This window comes from Streptomyces sp. NPDC107517 (genome assembly GCF_055582645.1).
This window is the reverse complement of sequence record NZ_JBVJPM010000005.1, coordinates 468,048-485,582: the sequence shown is the minus strand read 5'-3', so window position 1 is coordinate 485,582 and position 17,535 is coordinate 468,048. Positions and strand designations below refer to the sequence as shown.

General features: G+C 72.6%; 17 protein-coding genes. 7 read left to right on the top strand and 10 right to left on the bottom strand.

Annotation, left to right across the window (positions count from 1 at the left end):
• Positions 1 to 31: 31 nt before the first annotated feature.
• The 5 genes from ACZ67T_RS15715 to ACZ67T_RS15695 form a co-directional block, all read right to left on the bottom strand.
• Positions 32 to 889: an SGNH/GDSL hydrolase family protein gene (locus tag ACZ67T_RS15715; RefSeq protein ID WP_469984360.1), complete on the bottom strand. Its 858-nt coding sequence runs from the start codon at positions 887 to 889 to the stop codon at positions 32 to 34.
• Positions 886 to 2,103, bottom strand: coding sequence for a glycosyltransferase (locus ACZ67T_RS15710; protein ID WP_469984358.1), 1,218 nt, complete (start codon positions 2,101 to 2,103; stop codon positions 886 to 888). Before ACZ67T_RS15710 ends, ACZ67T_RS15715 begins: the two co-directional genes overlap by 4 nt.
• Complete coding sequence (locus ACZ67T_RS15705; RefSeq protein ID WP_469984356.1) at positions 2,100 to 3,224, bottom strand: glycosyltransferase family 4 protein; 1,125 nt, start codon at positions 3,222 to 3,224, stop codon at positions 2,100 to 2,102. The genes ACZ67T_RS15710 and ACZ67T_RS15705 overlap by 4 nt, the downstream gene beginning before the upstream one ends.
• A gap of 140 nt (positions 3,225 to 3,364) precedes the next feature.
• The gene (locus tag ACZ67T_RS15700; RefSeq protein WP_469984355.1) at positions 3,365 to 4,783 is read right to left on the bottom strand and encodes a HEAT repeat domain-containing protein; all 1,419 of its coding nucleotides are present in this window, start codon (positions 4,781 to 4,783) and stop codon (positions 3,365 to 3,367) included.
• A 278-nt stretch (positions 4,784 to 5,061) separates the two neighbouring features.
• Positions 5,062 to 5,454 (bottom strand): ankyrin repeat domain-containing protein, encoded by a 393-nt coding sequence (locus tag ACZ67T_RS15695; RefSeq protein ID WP_469984353.1) that lies wholly within the window; start codon positions 5,452 to 5,454, stop codon positions 5,062 to 5,064.
• Positions 5,455 to 5,736: 282 nt separating this feature from the next.
• Between ACZ67T_RS15695 and ACZ67T_RS15690 the strand changes: the two genes are divergently transcribed.
• Together ACZ67T_RS15690 and ACZ67T_RS15685 are read left to right on the top strand one after the other, a co-directional pair.
• Positions 5,737 to 5,931, top strand: a complete 195-nt coding sequence (locus tag ACZ67T_RS15690) for a hypothetical protein (RefSeq protein WP_100597477.1) — start codon at positions 5,737 to 5,739, stop codon at positions 5,929 to 5,931.
• A gap of 38 nt (positions 5,932 to 5,969) precedes the next feature.
• Positions 5,970 to 7,580 (top strand): hypothetical protein, encoded by a 1,611-nt coding sequence (locus ACZ67T_RS15685; RefSeq protein ID WP_469984351.1) that lies wholly within the window; start codon positions 5,970 to 5,972, stop codon positions 7,578 to 7,580.
• 19 nt (positions 7,581 to 7,599) lie between these two features.
• Here ACZ67T_RS15685 and ACZ67T_RS15680 read toward each other — a convergent pair whose 3' ends face one another.
• Positions 7,600 to 9,099 (bottom strand): SCO1417 family PLP biosynthesis transcription factor, encoded by a 1,500-nt coding sequence (locus tag ACZ67T_RS15680; RefSeq protein ID WP_469984349.1) that lies wholly within the window; start codon positions 9,097 to 9,099, stop codon positions 7,600 to 7,602.
• 99 nt (positions 9,100 to 9,198) lie between these two features.
• On the opposite strand from ACZ67T_RS15680, the gene yczE reads away from it, so the two are divergent.
• From yczE to ACZ67T_RS15660, 4 genes are all read left to right on the top strand, one after another.
• The gene (gene yczE / locus ACZ67T_RS15675; RefSeq protein WP_469984347.1) at positions 9,199 to 9,867 is read left to right on the top strand and encodes a membrane protein YczE; all 669 of its coding nucleotides are present in this window, start codon (positions 9,199 to 9,201) and stop codon (positions 9,865 to 9,867) included.
• Entirely contained in the window at positions 9,864 to 10,634 is a 771-nt protein-coding gene (locus ACZ67T_RS15670; protein ID WP_469984346.1) for a glycerophosphodiester phosphodiesterase, read from the top strand. Before yczE ends, ACZ67T_RS15670 begins: the two co-directional genes overlap by 4 nt.
• A 46-nt stretch (positions 10,635 to 10,680) precedes the next feature.
• Positions 10,681 to 12,039: an MFS transporter gene (locus ACZ67T_RS15665; RefSeq protein WP_469984345.1), complete on the top strand. Its 1,359-nt coding sequence runs from the start codon at positions 10,681 to 10,683 to the stop codon at positions 12,037 to 12,039.
• A gap of 255 nt (positions 12,040 to 12,294) precedes the next feature.
• Positions 12,295 to 12,669, top strand: a complete 375-nt coding sequence (locus tag ACZ67T_RS15660; protein WP_164314920.1) for an RNA polymerase-binding protein RbpA — start codon at positions 12,295 to 12,297, stop codon at positions 12,667 to 12,669.
• A gap of 131 nt (positions 12,670 to 12,800) precedes the next feature.
• Here ACZ67T_RS15660 and fxsA read toward each other — a convergent pair whose 3' ends face one another.
• From fxsA to ACZ67T_RS15640, 4 genes are all read right to left on the bottom strand, one after another.
• Positions 12,801 to 13,382: an FxsA family membrane protein gene (gene fxsA, locus ACZ67T_RS15655; protein ID WP_469984344.1), complete on the bottom strand. Its 582-nt coding sequence runs from the start codon at positions 13,380 to 13,382 to the stop codon at positions 12,801 to 12,803.
• A 75-nt stretch (positions 13,383 to 13,457) separates the two neighbouring features.
• Positions 13,458 to 14,219 (bottom strand): polyprenol monophosphomannose synthase, encoded by a 762-nt coding sequence (locus tag ACZ67T_RS15650; RefSeq protein WP_469984343.1) that lies wholly within the window; start codon positions 14,217 to 14,219, stop codon positions 13,458 to 13,460.
• 518 nt (positions 14,220 to 14,737) lie between these two features.
• On the bottom strand, positions 14,738 to 16,375 hold the full coding sequence (locus ACZ67T_RS15645) for an amidohydrolase (protein WP_469984341.1): 1,638 nt from the start codon (positions 16,373 to 16,375) through the stop codon (positions 14,738 to 14,740).
• Positions 16,376 to 16,429: 54 nt separating this feature from the next.
• The gene (locus tag ACZ67T_RS15640) at positions 16,430 to 16,870 is read right to left on the bottom strand and encodes an Lrp/AsnC family transcriptional regulator (protein ID WP_100597468.1); all 441 of its coding nucleotides are present in this window, start codon (positions 16,868 to 16,870) and stop codon (positions 16,430 to 16,432) included.
• 224 nt (positions 16,871 to 17,094) lie between these two features.
• On the opposite strand from ACZ67T_RS15640, the gene ACZ67T_RS15635 reads away from it, so the two are divergent.
• Positions 17,095 to 17,535, top strand: a complete 441-nt coding sequence (locus ACZ67T_RS15635) for a hypothetical protein (protein WP_469984340.1) — start codon at positions 17,095 to 17,097, stop codon at positions 17,533 to 17,535.

Genomic DNA, 17,535 nt, shown 5'->3' with positions numbered 1-17,535 from the left:
CACCACGTCACCTCTACCCGCCGTCCGCCCCTCACGCCGCGTCCGCCTGTTCCACGGCCGCCAGCGCCGCGAGCGCCGAGACCACCGAGCTGGACGCCCGCAGGTCGAGGCGGGCGCTGGTGCCGCGGGCCCGGTGGCGCAGTTCGTCGGCGGCGAGGGTGAGGAGCTGGGGGAGCAGGTCGGTGCACCGCCGTGCGACCCAGCCCGTGCCCGCCGTGGCGAGCCACAACAGGCTGGCCGAGCGCGTGGGCGCGGGCCGTTCGGGCTGCTGCGACGGCGGCGTGCCCTGGGCTCGCCCGTCGGCCGCGAGCAGGGCGTGGAACCGCGCGGCGAGCATCCGGTGCCCCCGTTCGCCGGGGTGCAGCCGGTCCGCGCTCCACATGGCACGGTCGGCGACCCATGCCCCCTCGGCCGCGTGCAGATGGACGGCGCCGTAGCGCTCGGACAGGGCGTGGACGACCGAGTTCACCGCCTGCTGGCGCCTCGCGAGAGGCCGGCCGAGCAGACCGGGCAGCCCCAGCATGGTGCCGGGGTCGGGCAGGCACGCCGTGAGCAGGACCGCGCCCTGCTCCGTGAACGCCGCGTACACATGGTCGAGACGGGCGGCCACGGCATGGATGTCGAACGTGCGGCGCAGGGTGTCGTTCACGCCGACGAGGACGGAGGCGATGTCGGGCCGCAGGGCGAGCGCCTCCGGCATCTGACGTGCCAGGACGTCATGGGTCTGGGCGCCGCTCGCCGCGAAGTTGTGGAACTCCACGGGCGTGCCTTCCGGGGCAAGCCCGGCGGAGAGCAGCGCGGCCCAGCCGCGCCAGCCGTCGCCGACCGGGTCGCCGAGCCCTTCGGTGAGGGAGTCACCGAGGGCGGCGAACCGCAGGACCGCGCTCATACGGCATCCCGCCCCGTCACCCGTACAGGCACGTCGGCCGTCCCGAGGAAAGACACGTCGGCGGTCGTCCGGCGCGGCACGTCGGGCGTCACCCGTACCGCGTCATGCGCCTGCAGGAAGGCGTCCACCGCGGCGCCCCACCCGAAGCACTCGGCACGCGCGCGTGCCGCCTCCCGGCGTTCGTCCCTGGGCCGCGCGACGAGCTCGTCGACCGCGACGGCGAAGGCCTCACCGGTGTCCTGCGCGACTCCCCCGGCGGGGCCCACGACCTCGGGCAGCGCCGACGACGCGCTGGCGACGACGGGAGTGCCACAGGCCATGGCCTCGAGCGCGGCGAGCCCGAACGTCTCCGCGGGACCCGGCGCGAGACACACATCGGCGGCGGCCTGCAACGCCGCCAGACGCCCGCGGTCGGCCACGTGCCCGAGGAACGTCACCGGCAACCTCCGTGCGCGCGCCTGCTGTTCGAGCCGGGCCCGCAACGGCCCGTCCCCGGCGACGACGAGCACCGCCTGCGTCCCTCGGCGACGGAGGGCGGCCAGCGCGTCGAGTGCGGTCCCGGGCCTCTTCTCCACCGACAGACGCGAGCACATGACGAGCAGCACCTCACCCACGCGCGCGTACCGCTCCCGCACCGCGGGGTCCCGCAGGCCCGGGTGACAGCGCTCCAGATCGACGCCGAGCGGGGCGCGTACGACGTTGCGCGCCCCGATGCGGATGAACTCGCGTTCGGCGTACTCGGTCGTGCACACCACGCGCGCGTAGGCGTGCGCGGTGCGCGAGTTGAGCGCGTCGGCGGCGCGCAGGGCGACCTTCCCGGGAAGCCCCCAGGTCCGCAGGACCCCGTCGGCCGTCTCGTGGGACACCATCACGGCGGGCACCCGGGCGCGCCGCGCCCACTCCCCCGTCCACCTCAGCGTCGTGCGGTCGGACACCTCGATCCGGTCGGGGGCGAGGCGTTCGAGCAGTTCGGTCACGCGCCGCCGGTCGGTGAGGACGCGGTAGCCGCCGGTGCCGGGAAGCAGCGTCCCCGGCAGCCTGATGACGCGGCCCTGCGTGCTGTCGTGCTCGCCGGCCCGCTCCCCCGGAACGATCAGGACGGGCTCGTGCCCGGCGGCGCGGTAGCCGGCCCCCAACTCCCGCAGGGCGGTGCGCAGTCCGCCCGAGGAGGGGGCGACGAAGTTGGCGAGACGTACGATCCGCAGCCCGCTCATGCCGCCACCGCCGTCCGCGCGTCGAGGACCTCTTCGTAGTGGCCGACGAGTTGGTCCCCGACGGCCGCCCAGGTCCGCCCTTCGACCGTGCTGCGGCCGGCCGTCCCGTAGGCGAGGCGACGCAGCGGGTCAGCGGCGAGCGACCAGACGGCGTCGCGTACGGCGGCCGGGTCGCCGGGTGCGACGAGGAGCCCGGTCCGGCCGTGTGCGACGAGGTCCAGCGGCCCTCCGGCGGCGGGCGCGATCACCGGCACGCCGCTGGCCATGGCCTCCTGCACGGTCTGGCAGAACGTCTCGTAGGGGCCCGTGTGGGCGAAGATGTCCAACGAGGCGAAGATGCGGGCGAGTTCGGCGCCGGTGCGGCGGCCGAGGAAGACGGCGCCGGGAAGTGCCTCGCGCAGGCCGGGCTCGCTGGGGCCGTCGCCGACGACGACCACGCGCACACCGTCGAGAGCGCACGCGCCGGCCAGCAGGTCGACTTGTTTCTCGGGGGCGAGCCGGCCCACGTAGCCGACGATCAGCTCGCCGTTGGGGGCGAGTTCGCGCCGCAGGGCTTCGTCGCGCAGGTCGGGCCGGAAGCGGACGGTGTCCACCCCTCGAGGCCAGAGCCGCACGCGGGGCACCCCGTGCACCTCCAGGTCGTGCACGGCGGCGCTGGACGGGGCGAGGGTGCGGTCGGCGGCGCCGTGGACGCTGCGGATCCGCCGCCACGCGGTGGTCTCACCCGCCCCCATGTACGTACGCGCGTAACCGGCGAGGTCGGTCTGGTAGACGGCGACGGCGGGGATCCGCAGCCGAGAGGCGGCGGCCATGCCGCGCACGCCGAGGATGAACGGGCTGGCCAGATGGACGAGTTCGGCGCCGTGCGCGGCCACGGCCGCCGCGACCCGGCGGCTCGGCAGCGCCACCCGGACCTGCGGGTAGCCCGGCAGCGGCAGGGAGGGCACCCGTACGACGGGGCAGGGGGCATCGGTGTCGGTGTCAGGGCCCGGCGCGGTGGCCGGGGCGATGACGAGGGGGTCGTGACCGCGCGCGGCGAGGTGCCGGGCGGTCTGCAGGGCGCAGTGAGCCACACCGTTGATGTCGGGGGGAAAGGACTCGGTGACGATGACGACACGCATACCGGTGTTGTCGTCGTGTCGAGCGTGGGCACGTCAACGTGGATCTTTCCTGGCGAGGAACGTCCCATGAGCGTTGGCCCTCGCTCGCCGACGGCCGGGAGGCAGCGTCCATCGAGCGTTGCCTCCCGGAAAGCCGCCGGTCACAAAGCCGTCGCGTCCGGGCCTATTCTGCTGCGCACCGCGGTCTGCACCTCGGCCTCCTCGGCCGGGTCGGCGGCGAGTCTTCTGAGCTGGTCCACGACGCGCGCGTCGCCTGTCTCCGCGTGGCGCGCGGCGACTTCGCGGGTGGATTCCTCGCAGTCCCACAGGCATTCGACGGCGAATCCGGCGGCGAAGGAAGGGTCGGTGGCGGCCAGGGCCTTGGCGGCGTGGCCGCGCAGGTGGGACGAGGCGGTCTCTCTGTAGACGTGGCGCAGAACGGGGGCGGCGCCGGCGATGCCGAGGCGTCCCGCCCCGTCGACCAGGGGCCACAGGGTCGGCGCGTCGGCGCCGTCGCCGCGCACCGCCTCGCGCAGTGCGGCCAGGACCGGTTCGGCATCCTGGGCTCCGCCGCGGCAGGCGAGCACACGTCCCGCGGCGGCACCGAGGGCGTCGGGCCTGGGGGCCCAGCGGCGGGCGCGCTCCAGGGAGGCGACCGTCCGCATGCGTTCGAAGGCGTCGAGGGCGGCGTCCACCACGGCGTGCGAGGGGCTCTCCACGGCGGCCTCGATCAGATCGAGGACGTCGGGATCATGGGCGTCGGCGAGATAGCGCAGGGCCGTGCTGCGGGCGCCGTCGTGCCCGGTGAGAGCGGCCTGGACGATCTCGGCCCTGTCGTCGGGTCCGGCGACGGCGGTCAGGCAGCGCGCGGCGGGCACGTACAGGACGGCTCCGCGTTCGAAACCTTCCTGGGCCCAGTCGAAGACGGCCCGCACGCTCCAGCCGGGGCGTGGCCCGGCGGGGCGCATCTGGCGCTGCCACTGGTCGAAGGAGCCGCGTTCCCGGGCGGCGCGCACGCGGGCGCCGATGGCTTCCCTGGGGTCGTCGGCCCACAGCCGCCAGGGGCGCGGTTCATAGGCGTCGCGCACGGCGGCGGCGAGTTCGGCGTCGCCCTCGGGGTCCTCGGGGAATCGGTCGAGGATGGGGGCGGCGAGCACGCGCAGCCCCGCGTCGTCGTCGCGCAGGGCCAGCTCGTCGAGCGCCCAGGCCCAGCTGGACCCGAAGGCGGCGTAGCGGCGCAGCAGCTCCAGGGCGTCACGCCTGCCGTACGAGGCGAGGTGGCCGAGGACCGCGAGTGCGAGGCCCGTGCGCGACTCGTCCGTATCGAGGACGTCGTCGGGGTCGAAGAGGTGGCGCTCGATCTCCCCCAGCTCTCCGTGGAGGTCGAGGTAGAGACGGGCGTAGTAGAGCGAGCGGTTCTCCACCTGCCAGTCGTGGCGGGGGTCGCTCAGCACACAGTGATTCAGAGCCGCGAGCGCTTCGGCGCGCGGTGCCGTCAACGCGTGCAGGGTGCCGTCGCCGCGGCCCCTCTGCAGCAGGCCGAGCAGCGTACCGCTGGGCGCTATGACCGGATCGAACATGGGAAACAGCCTCACATCAAGCGTCGACGCAACCGGGGGAACCGCACTACCTGGCCGCGCGACAACACTGCGGGGCGCCCGCCGTCTCTTGCTTGCTGTAGACCATCTTCCTCTGCCTCTCGTCCGTGGTCCGAAGCGGACCGTTCACGGCCCACGCGGTGTGGCACCATCTGCCCCGCCGTCGCGTCCGTGAATCACGTCGTCATGATGACCCAGCGGTTCTTCTCGCCGCGACCACATTTCCTGCTCCCCCGTTCTGCCTGGTCAAAGGCGATGTCTCAGGAAGTGCCGAAGAGCTCCACAAGCTCCGCCTTGCCGAACATACGGGCCGTGTCGACCGCCGACGGGGTTCCCGCCGCCGGGTCGGCCCCGCCGTCGAGCAGTGCCCGGATCACGTCGTCCGCGCCCTTGAAGACGGCGCCCGCGAGCGGGGTCTGGCCCCGGTCGTTGGCTCGGTCGGCGTCGGCGCCGCGGGCGAGCAGCGCGCGGACGGCCTCGGCGTGCCCGTGATAGGCGGCCAGCATCACCAGGGAGTCGCCACGGTCGTTCGTGAGGTCCGGGGACACGCCGGCGTCGACATAGGCGGCGAGCTGTTCGCTCTCACCCCGGCGCGCAAGATCAAAGATCTTGGTGGCCAGTTCCACGACCTCGGGGTCGGGGACTTCGCTCATCGGAACAGACCGCCTTTGCGTATACGGAGTGCTACGACCGTGCGGCCGTACGAGTGAATCGACAGAGTACTGCCCGGTTCGGCACATGAGCAGCGGCGAGCGAGGCAAAGATCACGAAGAGCCCTGACGGCCGAACAGCACACGCCCAGGAGGCTCACGGGACGCCTGCCAAACGGGTGAAAACAAGAATATTCCACCCGTTTGCACCTTTTATCGTATAGATACATGCTGTGAGCCTGGAAGGACTCATGGTGACTGTCCCCATCAACCAGGAGAACTCAAATGATCCTGTCCATCTCAGGCGTGGTGCTGCTCGGAATCATCGTCTTCCTCTTCTTCCGCAAAGACGGGCTCAAGCCCTCGCACGGCCTGACCTGCGCCCTCTTCGGGTTCTACCTTGCGGGCACCGCCATCGCCCCGAGCATCAAGGCCGGAGGCGCGAGCCTGGCCAGCCTGCTCGGCGGGATCAAGTTCTGACCCCCCTCCCCCCTCGCACGTGACTTCAGGAGACAGACGTGGCCCGGCGCCCCCTCCCCCGCATTCTGAGCAACGGCAGCGTCCCCATCGCCCGGAGCCGGGAACTGGCACGGACGGCAGCCGACGGGGCCATCGACGTGCTCCATCCCCTGATCACGATCACCAAGGGCCTGGGCCGCCTGGCATCCGCCGGGCGGCACAAGTGGGCCGACACCCCCAAGGACCGGCGCGGACCGCTGCTGTTCCTGGTGGCGGCCGTGGTGCTGGTCGTGGTGCTCATTCCGTACGGGCCGCTGCTGGCGCTCATCACCCTGATGGCAGCGGCCGCGTGGAAGGGCCGGGACCAGACGGCGCCGGCGCCGACCGGTCCGGACGAGCCCCAGGTCAAGCGGCTCACCGCGCTCTACGAGGCGCTCGTCCCGTACTTCTCCGTCCCAGAGGACCCGAGCCCGCTCTTCGCCCACGGCGGCGAGTGGGAGAAGGCCTTCGAGTCGTACGACTTCGACGACGACGGGCGCCTCTCGCGGATCGTGCTGCACTACCCGGCGTACTTCACGGACGGCGAGGCCGACTCCCGCGCCCGTATCGAACAGCTCCTGCACGCCAAGTCGGGCCGGGGCCGCGAGTACCACTTCGAGTGGGACGAGGAGGGCAACCGGCTGACGGTCACCGTCATGCCCCCGCTGCCCACCGACATCGCCGCCCAGCGATTCGTCACGGCACCGGGCGAAATGGTCCTCGGCTTCACCGACGAGAGCGGCACCCAGCGGACCCTGCCGCTCGGTGACGGCGACGAGCGCCGCGACGTACCGCCCGTCGTCTGGCGTACGGGGATGCGCTCCACCGAGCCGCACCTCCTCGCCGTCGGCCACCCCGGCAGCGGGACCACCTCGCTCCTGCGCTCGATCGCGCTCCAGGCCCTCCAGCACGGCGACGTCCTCATCGTGGAGGGCACCGGAACGGGCGACTACGCGTGCCTCACCGGACGCAGCGGTGTCCTGGCCGTCGAGTGCGGGCTCGCCGGCGCGCTGGCCAGCCTGGAATGGGCGGCCCACGAGACGGAGCGGCGCCTGATCGCCGCGAACCGGGCGCGCCAGGCCGGCCACCCCGCGCCGGACGACACCCGGCGCCCCCTGTGGATCCTGCTCGACCGGCCCAGCGTCCTCGCTCATCTGGCCTCGGCCGACGGGCGCGAGGACCCGCAGACTCTGCTCCAGGTCCCCCTGCGGCACGGGCGCGCCGCAGGCGTCACGGTCGTCGTGGCGGACCAGTTCGACAGCCTCGACTCCCTGACCGACACCGTCTGTCAGCACACACGCGCGCGCGTGGTGCTCGGCCCGGCCACGTACGACCAGATCGAGGACGTCCTCGGGGTCGCGCCCCACACGACGCCCGTCCCGGACGTCCCCGCCGGGCGGGGCTACGCGCGCCTCGGCGCGGGGGCCGTCCACCGCCTCCAGGTGCCGGCCACCCCCGACCCGTACGACGACGCGACGAGTGAAGCGCACCGGCAGGCGGTGCTCGGGCTGCTCCCGCAGCGGACGACGCCTGTCGACGACAGCCCTGAGCCCGAGCCGGTCGAAACAGCCGAGCCGGTCCAAGTCGTGGAAGCGATGGGTACGGTGCGGACGGTCGCCGCCGAGGGGTGACGGCCGGGCGCCACCGGCCCTATGCGATGAGCGTCCGCGGCGGCTCCGCCCCGGTCGCTCCGCCTTCCCGCACGAGGCGCGCCGCCGCCGCGAGCCGCACCGCAGCCTCGTCGGCGACCGCCCCGGAGACCGTGAACGGCAGCCGCACGTACCCCTCGAAGGCGCCGTCCACCCCGAAGCGGGGACCCGAGGGGACCCGTACGCCGACGCGTTCGCCGACCTCCGCGAGCCGCGACCCCGACAGACCTCCGGCACGCACCCACAGCGTCAGACCGCCGACCGGCACGTCGAACTCCCAGTCGGGCAGCTCGCGGCGCAGCGCGGCGACCAGCGCAGTGCTGTTGTCCCGGGCCTGGTTGCGGCGCAGTTGAACGGCCTCCTCCCAGCCGCCGGTGCTGAGCAGCCAGTTCACGGCCAGCTGCTCCACGACCGGGGTGCCGAGGTCGGCGTAGGCGCGCGCGGCCACGAGACTGCGGATCACATCGGGCGCCGCCCGGACCCAGCCGATGCGCATGCCCGCCCAGAACGCCTTGCTCGCCGAGCCGACCGTGATGACGGTGGAGCCCGCCGGGTCGAACGCGCAGACGCGGCGGGGCATGTCCAGGTCTTGGTCGAAGTGGAGTTCGGTCATGGTCTCGTCGACGACGAGCACCGTGCCGGCCGAGCGCGCCGCGTCGACGAGCTGCCTGCGCTGGTCCTCGTCGGCGAGCGCCCCCGTGGGGTTGTGGAAGTCGGCGACGACGTAGGCGAGGCGGGGCGCCGCGTCGCGCAGGACCTGCCGCCAGCGGTCGAGATCCCACCCCGCGAGGCCCTCGGCCATGGCGACCGGGACGAGTCGGGCGCCCGCCTCGCGCATGAGCTGGAGGATGTTGGCGTACGAGGGCGACTCGACGGCGATGCGCTCGCCGCGGCCCGCGAACAGGTGGCAGATCGCGTCGATCGCACCCATCGCGCCGGTGGTCACCATGATCTGCTCGGGCATGGTCGGGATACCGCGGGCGGTGTAGCGCTCGGCGAGCATCTCGCGCAGGGCGGGCAGGCCCGCCGGGTAGTCGCCGTGGGTGTGCGCGTAGGGCGGGAGTTCACCGAGCGCGCCCTGGACGGCGCGCGTCAGCCAGGGTTCGGGGGCCGGCAGGGCCGCGGTGCCGAGGTCGATCATGGAACCGAGCGCCTCGGGCGGCAGCGGCTCCAGGCCGCGCGCGGGCAGCGGGTTTCCGGCCGGTACGGCCGTCCAGCTGCCCGCTCCCCTGCGGGATTCGAGGAACCCCTCGCCGCGCAGCGCCTCGTAGGCGGCGGCGACGGTCGTGCGGCTGACAGCCAGGGACACGGCGAGCTCGCGCTCGGCGGGCAGGCGCGCCGCGACGGGCACGCGCCCTTCGAGGACCAGGAGGCGGATGCCGTCGGCGAGGGCGCGGTAGGCGGGCGGGCGGCGGCTGCCGGGGCCCGGGGGGCGCGTCTGCTGGGAGGTGAGCAGCCGGGCGAGCTGGGCCGCGCCGACCGCCGAAGTCCACTGAGCCATGGAGTCCAGTCCACCTTCCCCGAATTGGCCATGGTTGGCCTGTGTTCCCAAGCCACAGAGTGTCATGCGACAGGCCACTACCACCACAGGGGGCACCACTTGTCCGCGTCGTCCACGCCACCCGGCCCCGGTCTCACCCGGCGCCTCTTCCAGCTCTACGTCGGCCTGGCGCTGTACGGCGTGAGTTCCGGTCTCCTCGTGGAGGCGGGTCTCGGCCTGGAGCCGTGGAACGTGCTCCACCAGGGCCTCGCCGAGCTCACAGGGCTCTCCATCGGCGTCGTGTCGATCATCGTGGGCGCCCTGGTGCTGCTCCTGTGGATCCCGATCAAGCAGCGCCCGGGACTCGGCACCGTCTCGAACGTCTTCGTGGTCGGCATCGCGATGGACGTCGCGCTGGCCGTCGTCCCCGACGTACACGCCCTCGGGATCCGGATCCCGCTGATGGTGGCGGCGATCGTCCTGAACGGCGTGGCGACGGGCCTCTACATCGCCGCCTCCTTCGGCCCCGGCCCGCGCGACGGCCTGATGACGGGGCTGCACCGGCGTACCGGGCGCTCGATCCGGCTGGCGCGCACGACCATCGAGATCGCTGTGGTGGCGACGGGCTTCGCCCTCGGCGGCACCATCGGCGTCGGCACGGTCCTGTACGCCGTGGCGATCGGCCCGCTGGCCCAGATGTTCCTGAAGGTCTTCGCCGCCCCCGCGCCGCCCGAGGCACCCACCGTGGTTGCCGGCGCGTCACCCGAAAGGGCGATACTTTCGCCGTGACCACACGCGTCGTACGCCATCCGTATCTCGACTGCCCCGGACCGCTGGCCTTCGCCCATCGCGGCGGGACGGCCGACGGTCTGGAGAACACGATGGCGGCGTTCCGGCGGTCCGTGAACCTCGGCTACCGCTATATCGAGACCGATGTGCACGCCACGTCCGACGGCACGCTCGTGGCCTTCCACGACACGACGCTCGACCGGGTCACGGACGCGACGGGCCGCATAGCGGACCTGCCCTGGAGCGACGTGCGCCACGCGCGCGTGGCGGGCCGCGAACCGGTGCCGCTCTTCGAGGAACTCCTGGAGACCTTCCCCGACGTGCGCTGGAACGTCGACGTCAAGGCCGAGCCCGCACTGCTCCCGCTGCTCGACCTGATCGGCCGCACGGACGCCTGGGACCGCGTCTGCGTCGGCTCGTTCTCGGAGGCCAGGGTCGCCAGGGCACAGTCCCTCGCCGGTCCCCGCCTCGCCACGTCGTACGGCACGCGTGGCGTGCTCGGCCTGCGGCTGCGGTCCCTCGGGCTGCCCGCGGCGCTGCGCCCTTCGGCGGTGTGCGCACAGGTACCCGTGACCCAGTCGGGGATACGCGTCGTCGACCGGCGCTTCCTCCGTGCGGCCCACGCGCGCGGGCTCCAGGTCCACGTGTGGACGGTCAACGACCGCGCACAGATGGGTGAACTCCTCGACCTCGGCGTGGATGGCATCATGACCGATCACATCGAGACGCTGCGTGACGTGCTCGAGGACCGGGGAGCCTGGACCTGACCGCACGCCTGCCGCGTCCGCACACGGGGACAGCGAGGGGGCGCGGGTGGGCGGCGACACCGTGCAGGCGGAGCCGGCGGACGACGAGGCGGCGCAGCGGCGCCGGGAACAACGCGGCTGGTACTTCTACGACTGGGCGTGCTCGGTCTACTCTACGAGCGTCCTCACGGTGTTCCTCGGGCCGTATCTGACAGCGGTCGCCAAGTCGGCGGCGGACGCGGACGGCTTCGTGCACCCACTGGGGATACCGGTCCGGGCCGGCGCGTTCTTCGCGTACGCCGTCTCCGCCTCGGTGATCATCTCGATCCTGGTGATGCCGCTCGCGGGCGCGGCCGCCGACCGTACGGGCCGCAAGAAGCCGCTGCTCGCGTTCTCGGCGTATCTGGGGGCCGCGGCGACCGCCGGGATGTTCTTCCTGGACGGGGACCGCTATCTGCTGGGCGGGTTCCTGCTCGTCGTCGCCAATGCCTCGCTCGCGGTGTCGATGGTCCTCTACAACTCGTATCTGCCTCAGATCGCGCCCCCCGAGGAACGCGACGCGGTCTCCTCGCGCGGCTGGGCGTTCGGCTACGCGTCCGGGGCGCTCGTCCTCGTGGCGAACCTCGTCCTGTACTCCGGCCACGACTCCTTCGGCGTGTCCGAGTCGACGGCGGTACGGATCTGCCTGGCCTCCGCGGGCGTGTGGTGGGGCGCGTTCACGCTCGTACCGCTACGGCGCCTGCGGGACCGGCGTACGGCGCCCGCCGGCGGCGGGGCAGCCGCCGTGCCCGGCTGGCGGCAACTGGCGTCGACCGTGCGCGACATGCGCCGCCGCCCGCTGACGCTCTCGTTCCTGCTCGCCTATCTGGTCTACAACGACGGCATCCAGACGGTGATCTCGCAGGCATCCGTGTACGGCTCGGAGGAGCTCGGACTCGACCAGTCGACGCTGATCGTGGCGGTGCTGCTGGTCCAGGTCCTTGCCGTGGCGGGGGCGCTCGCGATGGGGCGCCTCGCCCGTTCGTACGGCGCGAAGAACACGATCCTCGGCTCGTTGATCGCCTGGACGGTCACGATCGGGGCGGGATACTTCCTGCCGTCGGGGGCGCCGGTGTGGTTCTTCGCGCTGGCGGCCGGGATCGGGCTCGTGCTCGGCGGCACGCAGGCGCTGTCCCGTTCCCTCTTCTCGCATCTGGTGCCGGCCGGCAAGGAGGCCGAGTACTACTCCGCATACGAGATGAGCGACCGGGGAATGAGCTGGCTCGGACCGCTCGTTTTCGGCCTCGCGTACCAGCTGACCGGCAGTTATAGGGACGCCATCGTGTCCCTGGTGGCGTTCTTCATGATCGGCTTTGTGCTGCTTGCCCGGGTTCCGGTGAGGCAGGCGGTGCGCGACGCCGGAAATCCCGTACCCACCCGGATTTAGCACCTGGAGCCAAAGGCCGGTAGTGTACGCGTTTGGCCTGCCAGGCGTACCGTTACTGCACGTCAATATCGCAAAACGCTGGGTGACATCTGCTGGCAGATGTGACAAACCGGGCGCCGGTGGGTACAACAAGGGGCGGCTACGACGGCGACGCATGACCCGGAACCGGGAATCTTTACCGCCGACCGGACGTTGACCGGATGACGACGACAGCGACACCTGTCCTGTGGGCGACAAGCCCGGGAGGCACGATTCATGAGTGAGCGAGCTCTTCGCGGCACACGCCTCGTAGTGACCAGCTACGAGACGGACCGCGGCATCGACTTGGCTCCGCGCCAGGCCGTGGAGTACGCATGCGAGAAGGGACATCGTTTTGAGATGCCCTTCTCGGTGGAGGCCGAGATTCCGTCGGAGTGGGAGTGCAAGGTCTGCGGGGCCCAGGCACTCCTTGTCGACGGTGACGGCCCTGAGGAGAAGAAGGCCAAGCCCGCGCGTACACATTGGGACATGCTGATGGAGCGGCGCACCCGCGAGGAACTCGAAGAGGTCCTCGAGGAGCGGCTCGCCGTTCTCCGATCGGGCGCCATGAACATCGCGGTGCATCCGCGCGACAGCCGCAAGTCCGCCTGATCCCACGGGAGCAGCGGGAGCGCGACTGACAGAAGCCGTGGGCCGGACACACGTCACGTGTGTCCGGCCCACGGCTTTTCGCATGTCCGGCGCCGGGCGGGGCTCAGTGAGCTTCTGAGCCCCGCACACGCTCAGGGAGCGATCGGGGGGCGCGGGCCCGCGTCGGGGCGCTGTGCGGGCCGCTCATCGTCCTTGATCACCTCGCCCTGGATGACCGTGCCGTCCGGCCGGTGCATCCGGGCCTGCTGGAACGCGTCGCCGAAGGTCCCGGGGGTGGCCGACTGCATCTTCCGCTCGATGGTCCGCTCCGTGTAGCGGCCCAGGGCCGTACGGACGGGCGGCACGAGCAGGACGAGACCCAGGGCGTCCGAGATCAGGCCGGGGATCATCAGGAGCAGGCCCGCCAGCATCAGCAGACCGTTGCCGCCGGAGCGCGGCTCGCCTGACGGGCCCGCGCCGCTCTGCTGCTGTTGCAGCGTCTCGCTCAGATTCCTGAAGGCCCGGCGCCCGGCGCGCTTGATGACGACGGCGCCGAACACGATCCCGGCGAGCAGCAGCAGGAAGACAGTGAACCCGCCGGCCGCGCCGGCCACCACGGTCAGCAGCCAGATCTCCAGGACCAGCCACGCGGCGATACCGAGCGGCAGGAACGTACGGACCCGGGAACGCCGGGGCGTGGCGGAGCGCGAAGGGGGCGGTGTGCCAGTGGTCATGCCCCCAGTGTGCCTGGGCCCCGCCCCGAACGGCGTAAGCGGGAGATCAAGATCGACGAAGGCTGCGGATCAGGCCTACTTGCGGCCGATCACACGCCCCAAGCGCTCCCCCACGCCCCAGGCGGTGACCCGCCACAGCGCCTCGACGACGATGTCACGGCTCATCTTGGAGTCGCCGAGCTCGCGCTCGACGAACGTGATGGGCACCTCCACGACGTGATAGCCGGCCTTGACCGCCCTGCGCGCGAGGTCGACCTGGAAGCAGTAGCCCTGCGAGGAGACCTCGCCGAGCCCGAGGCCTTCGAGGGTCTCTCGGCGGAAGGCGCGGAAGCCTCCGGTGACGTCCCGGATCGGCACGTCGAGCAGCAGCCGCGAGTACGTGCTGCCGCCACGGGAGAGGAACTCGCGCGACTTGGGCCAGTTGACGACCCGTCCGCCCGGCACCCAGCGCGAGCCGAGCACGAGGTCGGAGCCCTTCAGCGCGGTCAGCAGCCGGGGCAGCTCCTCGGGCTGGTGAGAGCCGTCGGCGTCCATCTCCACCAGGACGCCGTAGCCGTTCTCGAGGCCCCAGCGGAAGCCCGCGAGATAGGCCGCGCCCAGGCCTTCCTTGCCCTGCCGGTGCAGGACCCGCACCTGCTCGTCGCCCGAGGCGAGCTCGTCGGCGAGCTTTCCCGTGCCGTCGGGGCTGTTGTCGTCGGCGACGAGGACATGCGCCTCGGGCACGGACGCGCGCACCCGGGCGACGATCGACTTGATGTTCTCCGCCTCGTTGTAGGTCGGGATGATCACCAGCGCCGTACCGAGAGGGCCGAACTGCCGCCCACCGCCGTCGTTCACAGCTTCCCCTTAAGACTCCTGTACGAGGGGACCACCATAGCGAGCGTGCCTGTCGGCGCTGGTAAGGCGCCCTGTGCGGGACTGCGGGATCGGGGCCCGGTGCCCTTCGGGCCGGCCTGGGACCCGCTGGCTGCGGGTCTACCGAGAGCCGTTGTCTACTGAGCGTCCGGGCCCCACCCGGGTCGCACCTTCCCCCGTGCTCCCGCGGAGCAGGGAGGGACCCCCATCCGGCCGGAACGTTCCAGCGCCCCATGGCGCGGGTGCTGGGCCTGGCTCCCAGTGGCGGTGTACCGGTGCGGCACACCGCCCCATGACCCAGCGGCGTTCATCGACTGCGCGGAGGTTCCCCGGTCGGACGTCCAGTGGTGGACCCGGCCGAACCTACCCGGCGACCGCGCCCAGCTGTCAACACCCCTTTGGTCTGCGGTGATTGAGGAAACCACCTGGTCAGCGCCGAGGACTCGCAGGTCGCGCCAACGTGCGGCGGACCGCTGCCGGCGGTACTGCGCGCGCCTACATCACTCGTCCGGCCCTACGTACACGGTCCGCCCGCCCACCACCGTGCGCAGACAGAGCGGCAGTTGGGCCCCCGGTGTGAGATCGGGGAGACCGGGCGTCCCGGAGCGCGGGTCGGTCGACCAGCGCGCGACGCGGTCGTCCGGCGCCTGGACGACGAGCTCCTCGGTGCGCCACACGGCGTAGTCCGCCGGGGCGCCCGGGACCAGGATTCCCGCGTCGTCACGGCCGACGGCGCGCCAGCCGCCGCGGGTGTGCGCGGTGAACGCGGCCCGCACGGACACCCGGTGCTCGGGCGTGCGGTGGAAGGCCGCGGCGCGGACCGTGCCCCACGGGTCGAGCGGGGTGACGGGGCTGTCGGAGCCGAACGCCAGCGGGACCCCGGCGCGCAGGAGGGCGGCGAACGGGTTGAGGGCGCGGGCCCGTTCAGCGCCGAGGCGGTCCGCGTACATGCCGTCCTCGCCGCCCCACAGGGCGTCGAACGCGGGCTGCACGGAAGCGGTGAGGCCGAACTCGGCGAAGGAGGCGATGGCTTCCGGCGACAGCATCTCGGCGTGCTCGACGCGGTGCCGCGCGGCCCTGACACGGGCGAGGCCGACCTTCTCGGCGGCGGCGCGCACGCCGTCCACCACGGCGGTCACCGCGGCGTCCCCGATGGCGTGGAAGCCCGCCTGGAGCCCTGCCTCGGTGCAGGCGACGACGTGGGCGGCGACGGCGTGGGCGTCCAGGTAGGAGGTGCCGGTGTGCCCGGCGGCCGCGTCTGCGTACGGCTCGTGCAGGCAGGCCGTGTGCGAGCCGAGGGCACCGTCCACGAACAGGTCACCGGCGGCGCCGACGGCGCCCAGCGCGCGGGCCCGGTCGATGTCCCGGTCGGCCCAGTAGCCGACGACCCGGGGGCCGGACTCCTCGGCGGCCAGCCGCAGCAGGCCGGTGAAGTCGTCCTCGGAGGAGATGTCGGGGCCGCCGCACTCGTGCACGGACCCGATCCCCAGGGAGGCCGCGTGCCGCAGGGCCGCGCGCTGGGCCTCCGTGCGCTGCTGCGGGGTGACGGCGGCGTGGGCGGCGGCGCGGACGGCGTGGTGGGCGTCGCGGGTGAGGGGTCCGTCGGGGGTGAATCCGGGGCGGTCCGCGATGCCGGGGACGAGGTCGAGCAGGGCCGTGGTCACCGCGGCCGAGTGGACGTCGATGCGTGAGAGGTAGAGCGGGCGGCCGCCGGTGGCCTCGTCGAGCTCGGCGCGGGTGAGGGGCGCGCCGTCGGGCCAGCGGGCGGCGTCCCAGCCGTGGCCGAGGAGGATCCGGTCCGTGGGGCGCGCGCCCGCGTGCGCGCGGACGAGGGCGAGCGCCTCGCCCCGGGTGCGGGCCGCGGAGAGGTCGAGGCCGGTCAGGGCGAGCCCCGTCGACGTGGTGTGGACGTGGGCGTCGGTGAACGCGGGAGTGACGAGGGCGCCTTCGAGGTCGACGACCTCGTCGACCCCCTCGGCGAACGCGTCTGCCGCGCCTTCGGAGCCGACCCAGGCGACGTGCCCCCGCTCGACGACCATGGCCGTGGCGAAGGGGTCGGCGGGGCTGTGGACGTCGCCACCGCGCAGAAGGAAGGTGCGGGACTCAGCCGGTGCGGGCGGCGTGGGGGTCGTACTCATGGGGACAGTTTCCCGCGTTTGTGCCCCCGGGCCGCACCCGGGGGGCCGCAGCGGTCAGACGCGGGGCGGCCGTGCCTCGTACGGCGTGGAGAGGACCACGGTCGTGCGGGTGGAGACGCCGGCCAGGGAGCGCACCCGGGCCAGCAGGTTCTCCAGGTCGTGCGGGGTCTCCACACGGACCTTGAGGATGTAGTTCTCGTCTCCGGCGACGCTGTGGCACGCCTCGATCTCCGGAACGCCCGCGAGGCGTTCCGCGATGTCGTCGGGGGCGCTGGGGTCGAACGGTTTCACCGAGATGAAGGCGGTGAGCGACAGGCCGACCGCCTCGGGGTCGACGACCGCGGCATAGCCGCGGATGACGCCGCGCTGTTCGAGTCGGCGCACGCGCTGGTGCACCGCGGACGTGGACAGGCCTGTGGCCTTGCCCAGGTCGGTGTAGCTCATCCGCCCGTCCTTGACGAGCAGCTGCACGATCTGTCGGTCGAGCTCCTCCATGGCGCAGAACCTACAGGGCGCTTGATCCCCGGGGATACCCGAGCGAGCCATGGGGGCGGTTACGCCTACCTGCTGCCGGGCATCCGCAATCAGCATGTGACGAAGACCACACCTGTCGAACCGTGTCCAGGCGCGTGCCACGATTACCCCCACGACGGGACGGGAAGTGCTTGCTGTGGTCGAGGCCGCAGTGCCTTGTCGGCCCACCCGAGGGGGAGAGTCCCATGCAGAATGTGAAGCGTCCCGGTCGTCCTGCCCGCAGTCGGCAGCAGCCGGTGATCGAGCCCGAGCCGGAGGGTGTCGAACCGGCGGACACCGGCATCGACGCGTTCGACGAGTACGACACCTTCGAGATGTACCGGGTGTTCTGCCCGGACTGCGCGCAGCCGATCGCGCTGCTCGCCGACGAGGACGTGCTGCCCGAGCACGCGCTGTGCGCCTCGCCGTGGAACCCGTTCGGCCTCTCGGTCTGCGCCGGTACGGGTCGCCCGGCGGCCGACGCCCGCCCCGCCGACGACTCGACGGAGGCTCAGGAGCAGGACACCGCACGTCTGTTGACGCTCCCTCAGGGCCTCGACTGGCGGATGCAGCCCTTCTCGCACGTGGGCGGCCCGGGTTCGCGCCCGCTGCGCGTCCCCGAGCAGGTGCGGCGCACGGCCGCCTGA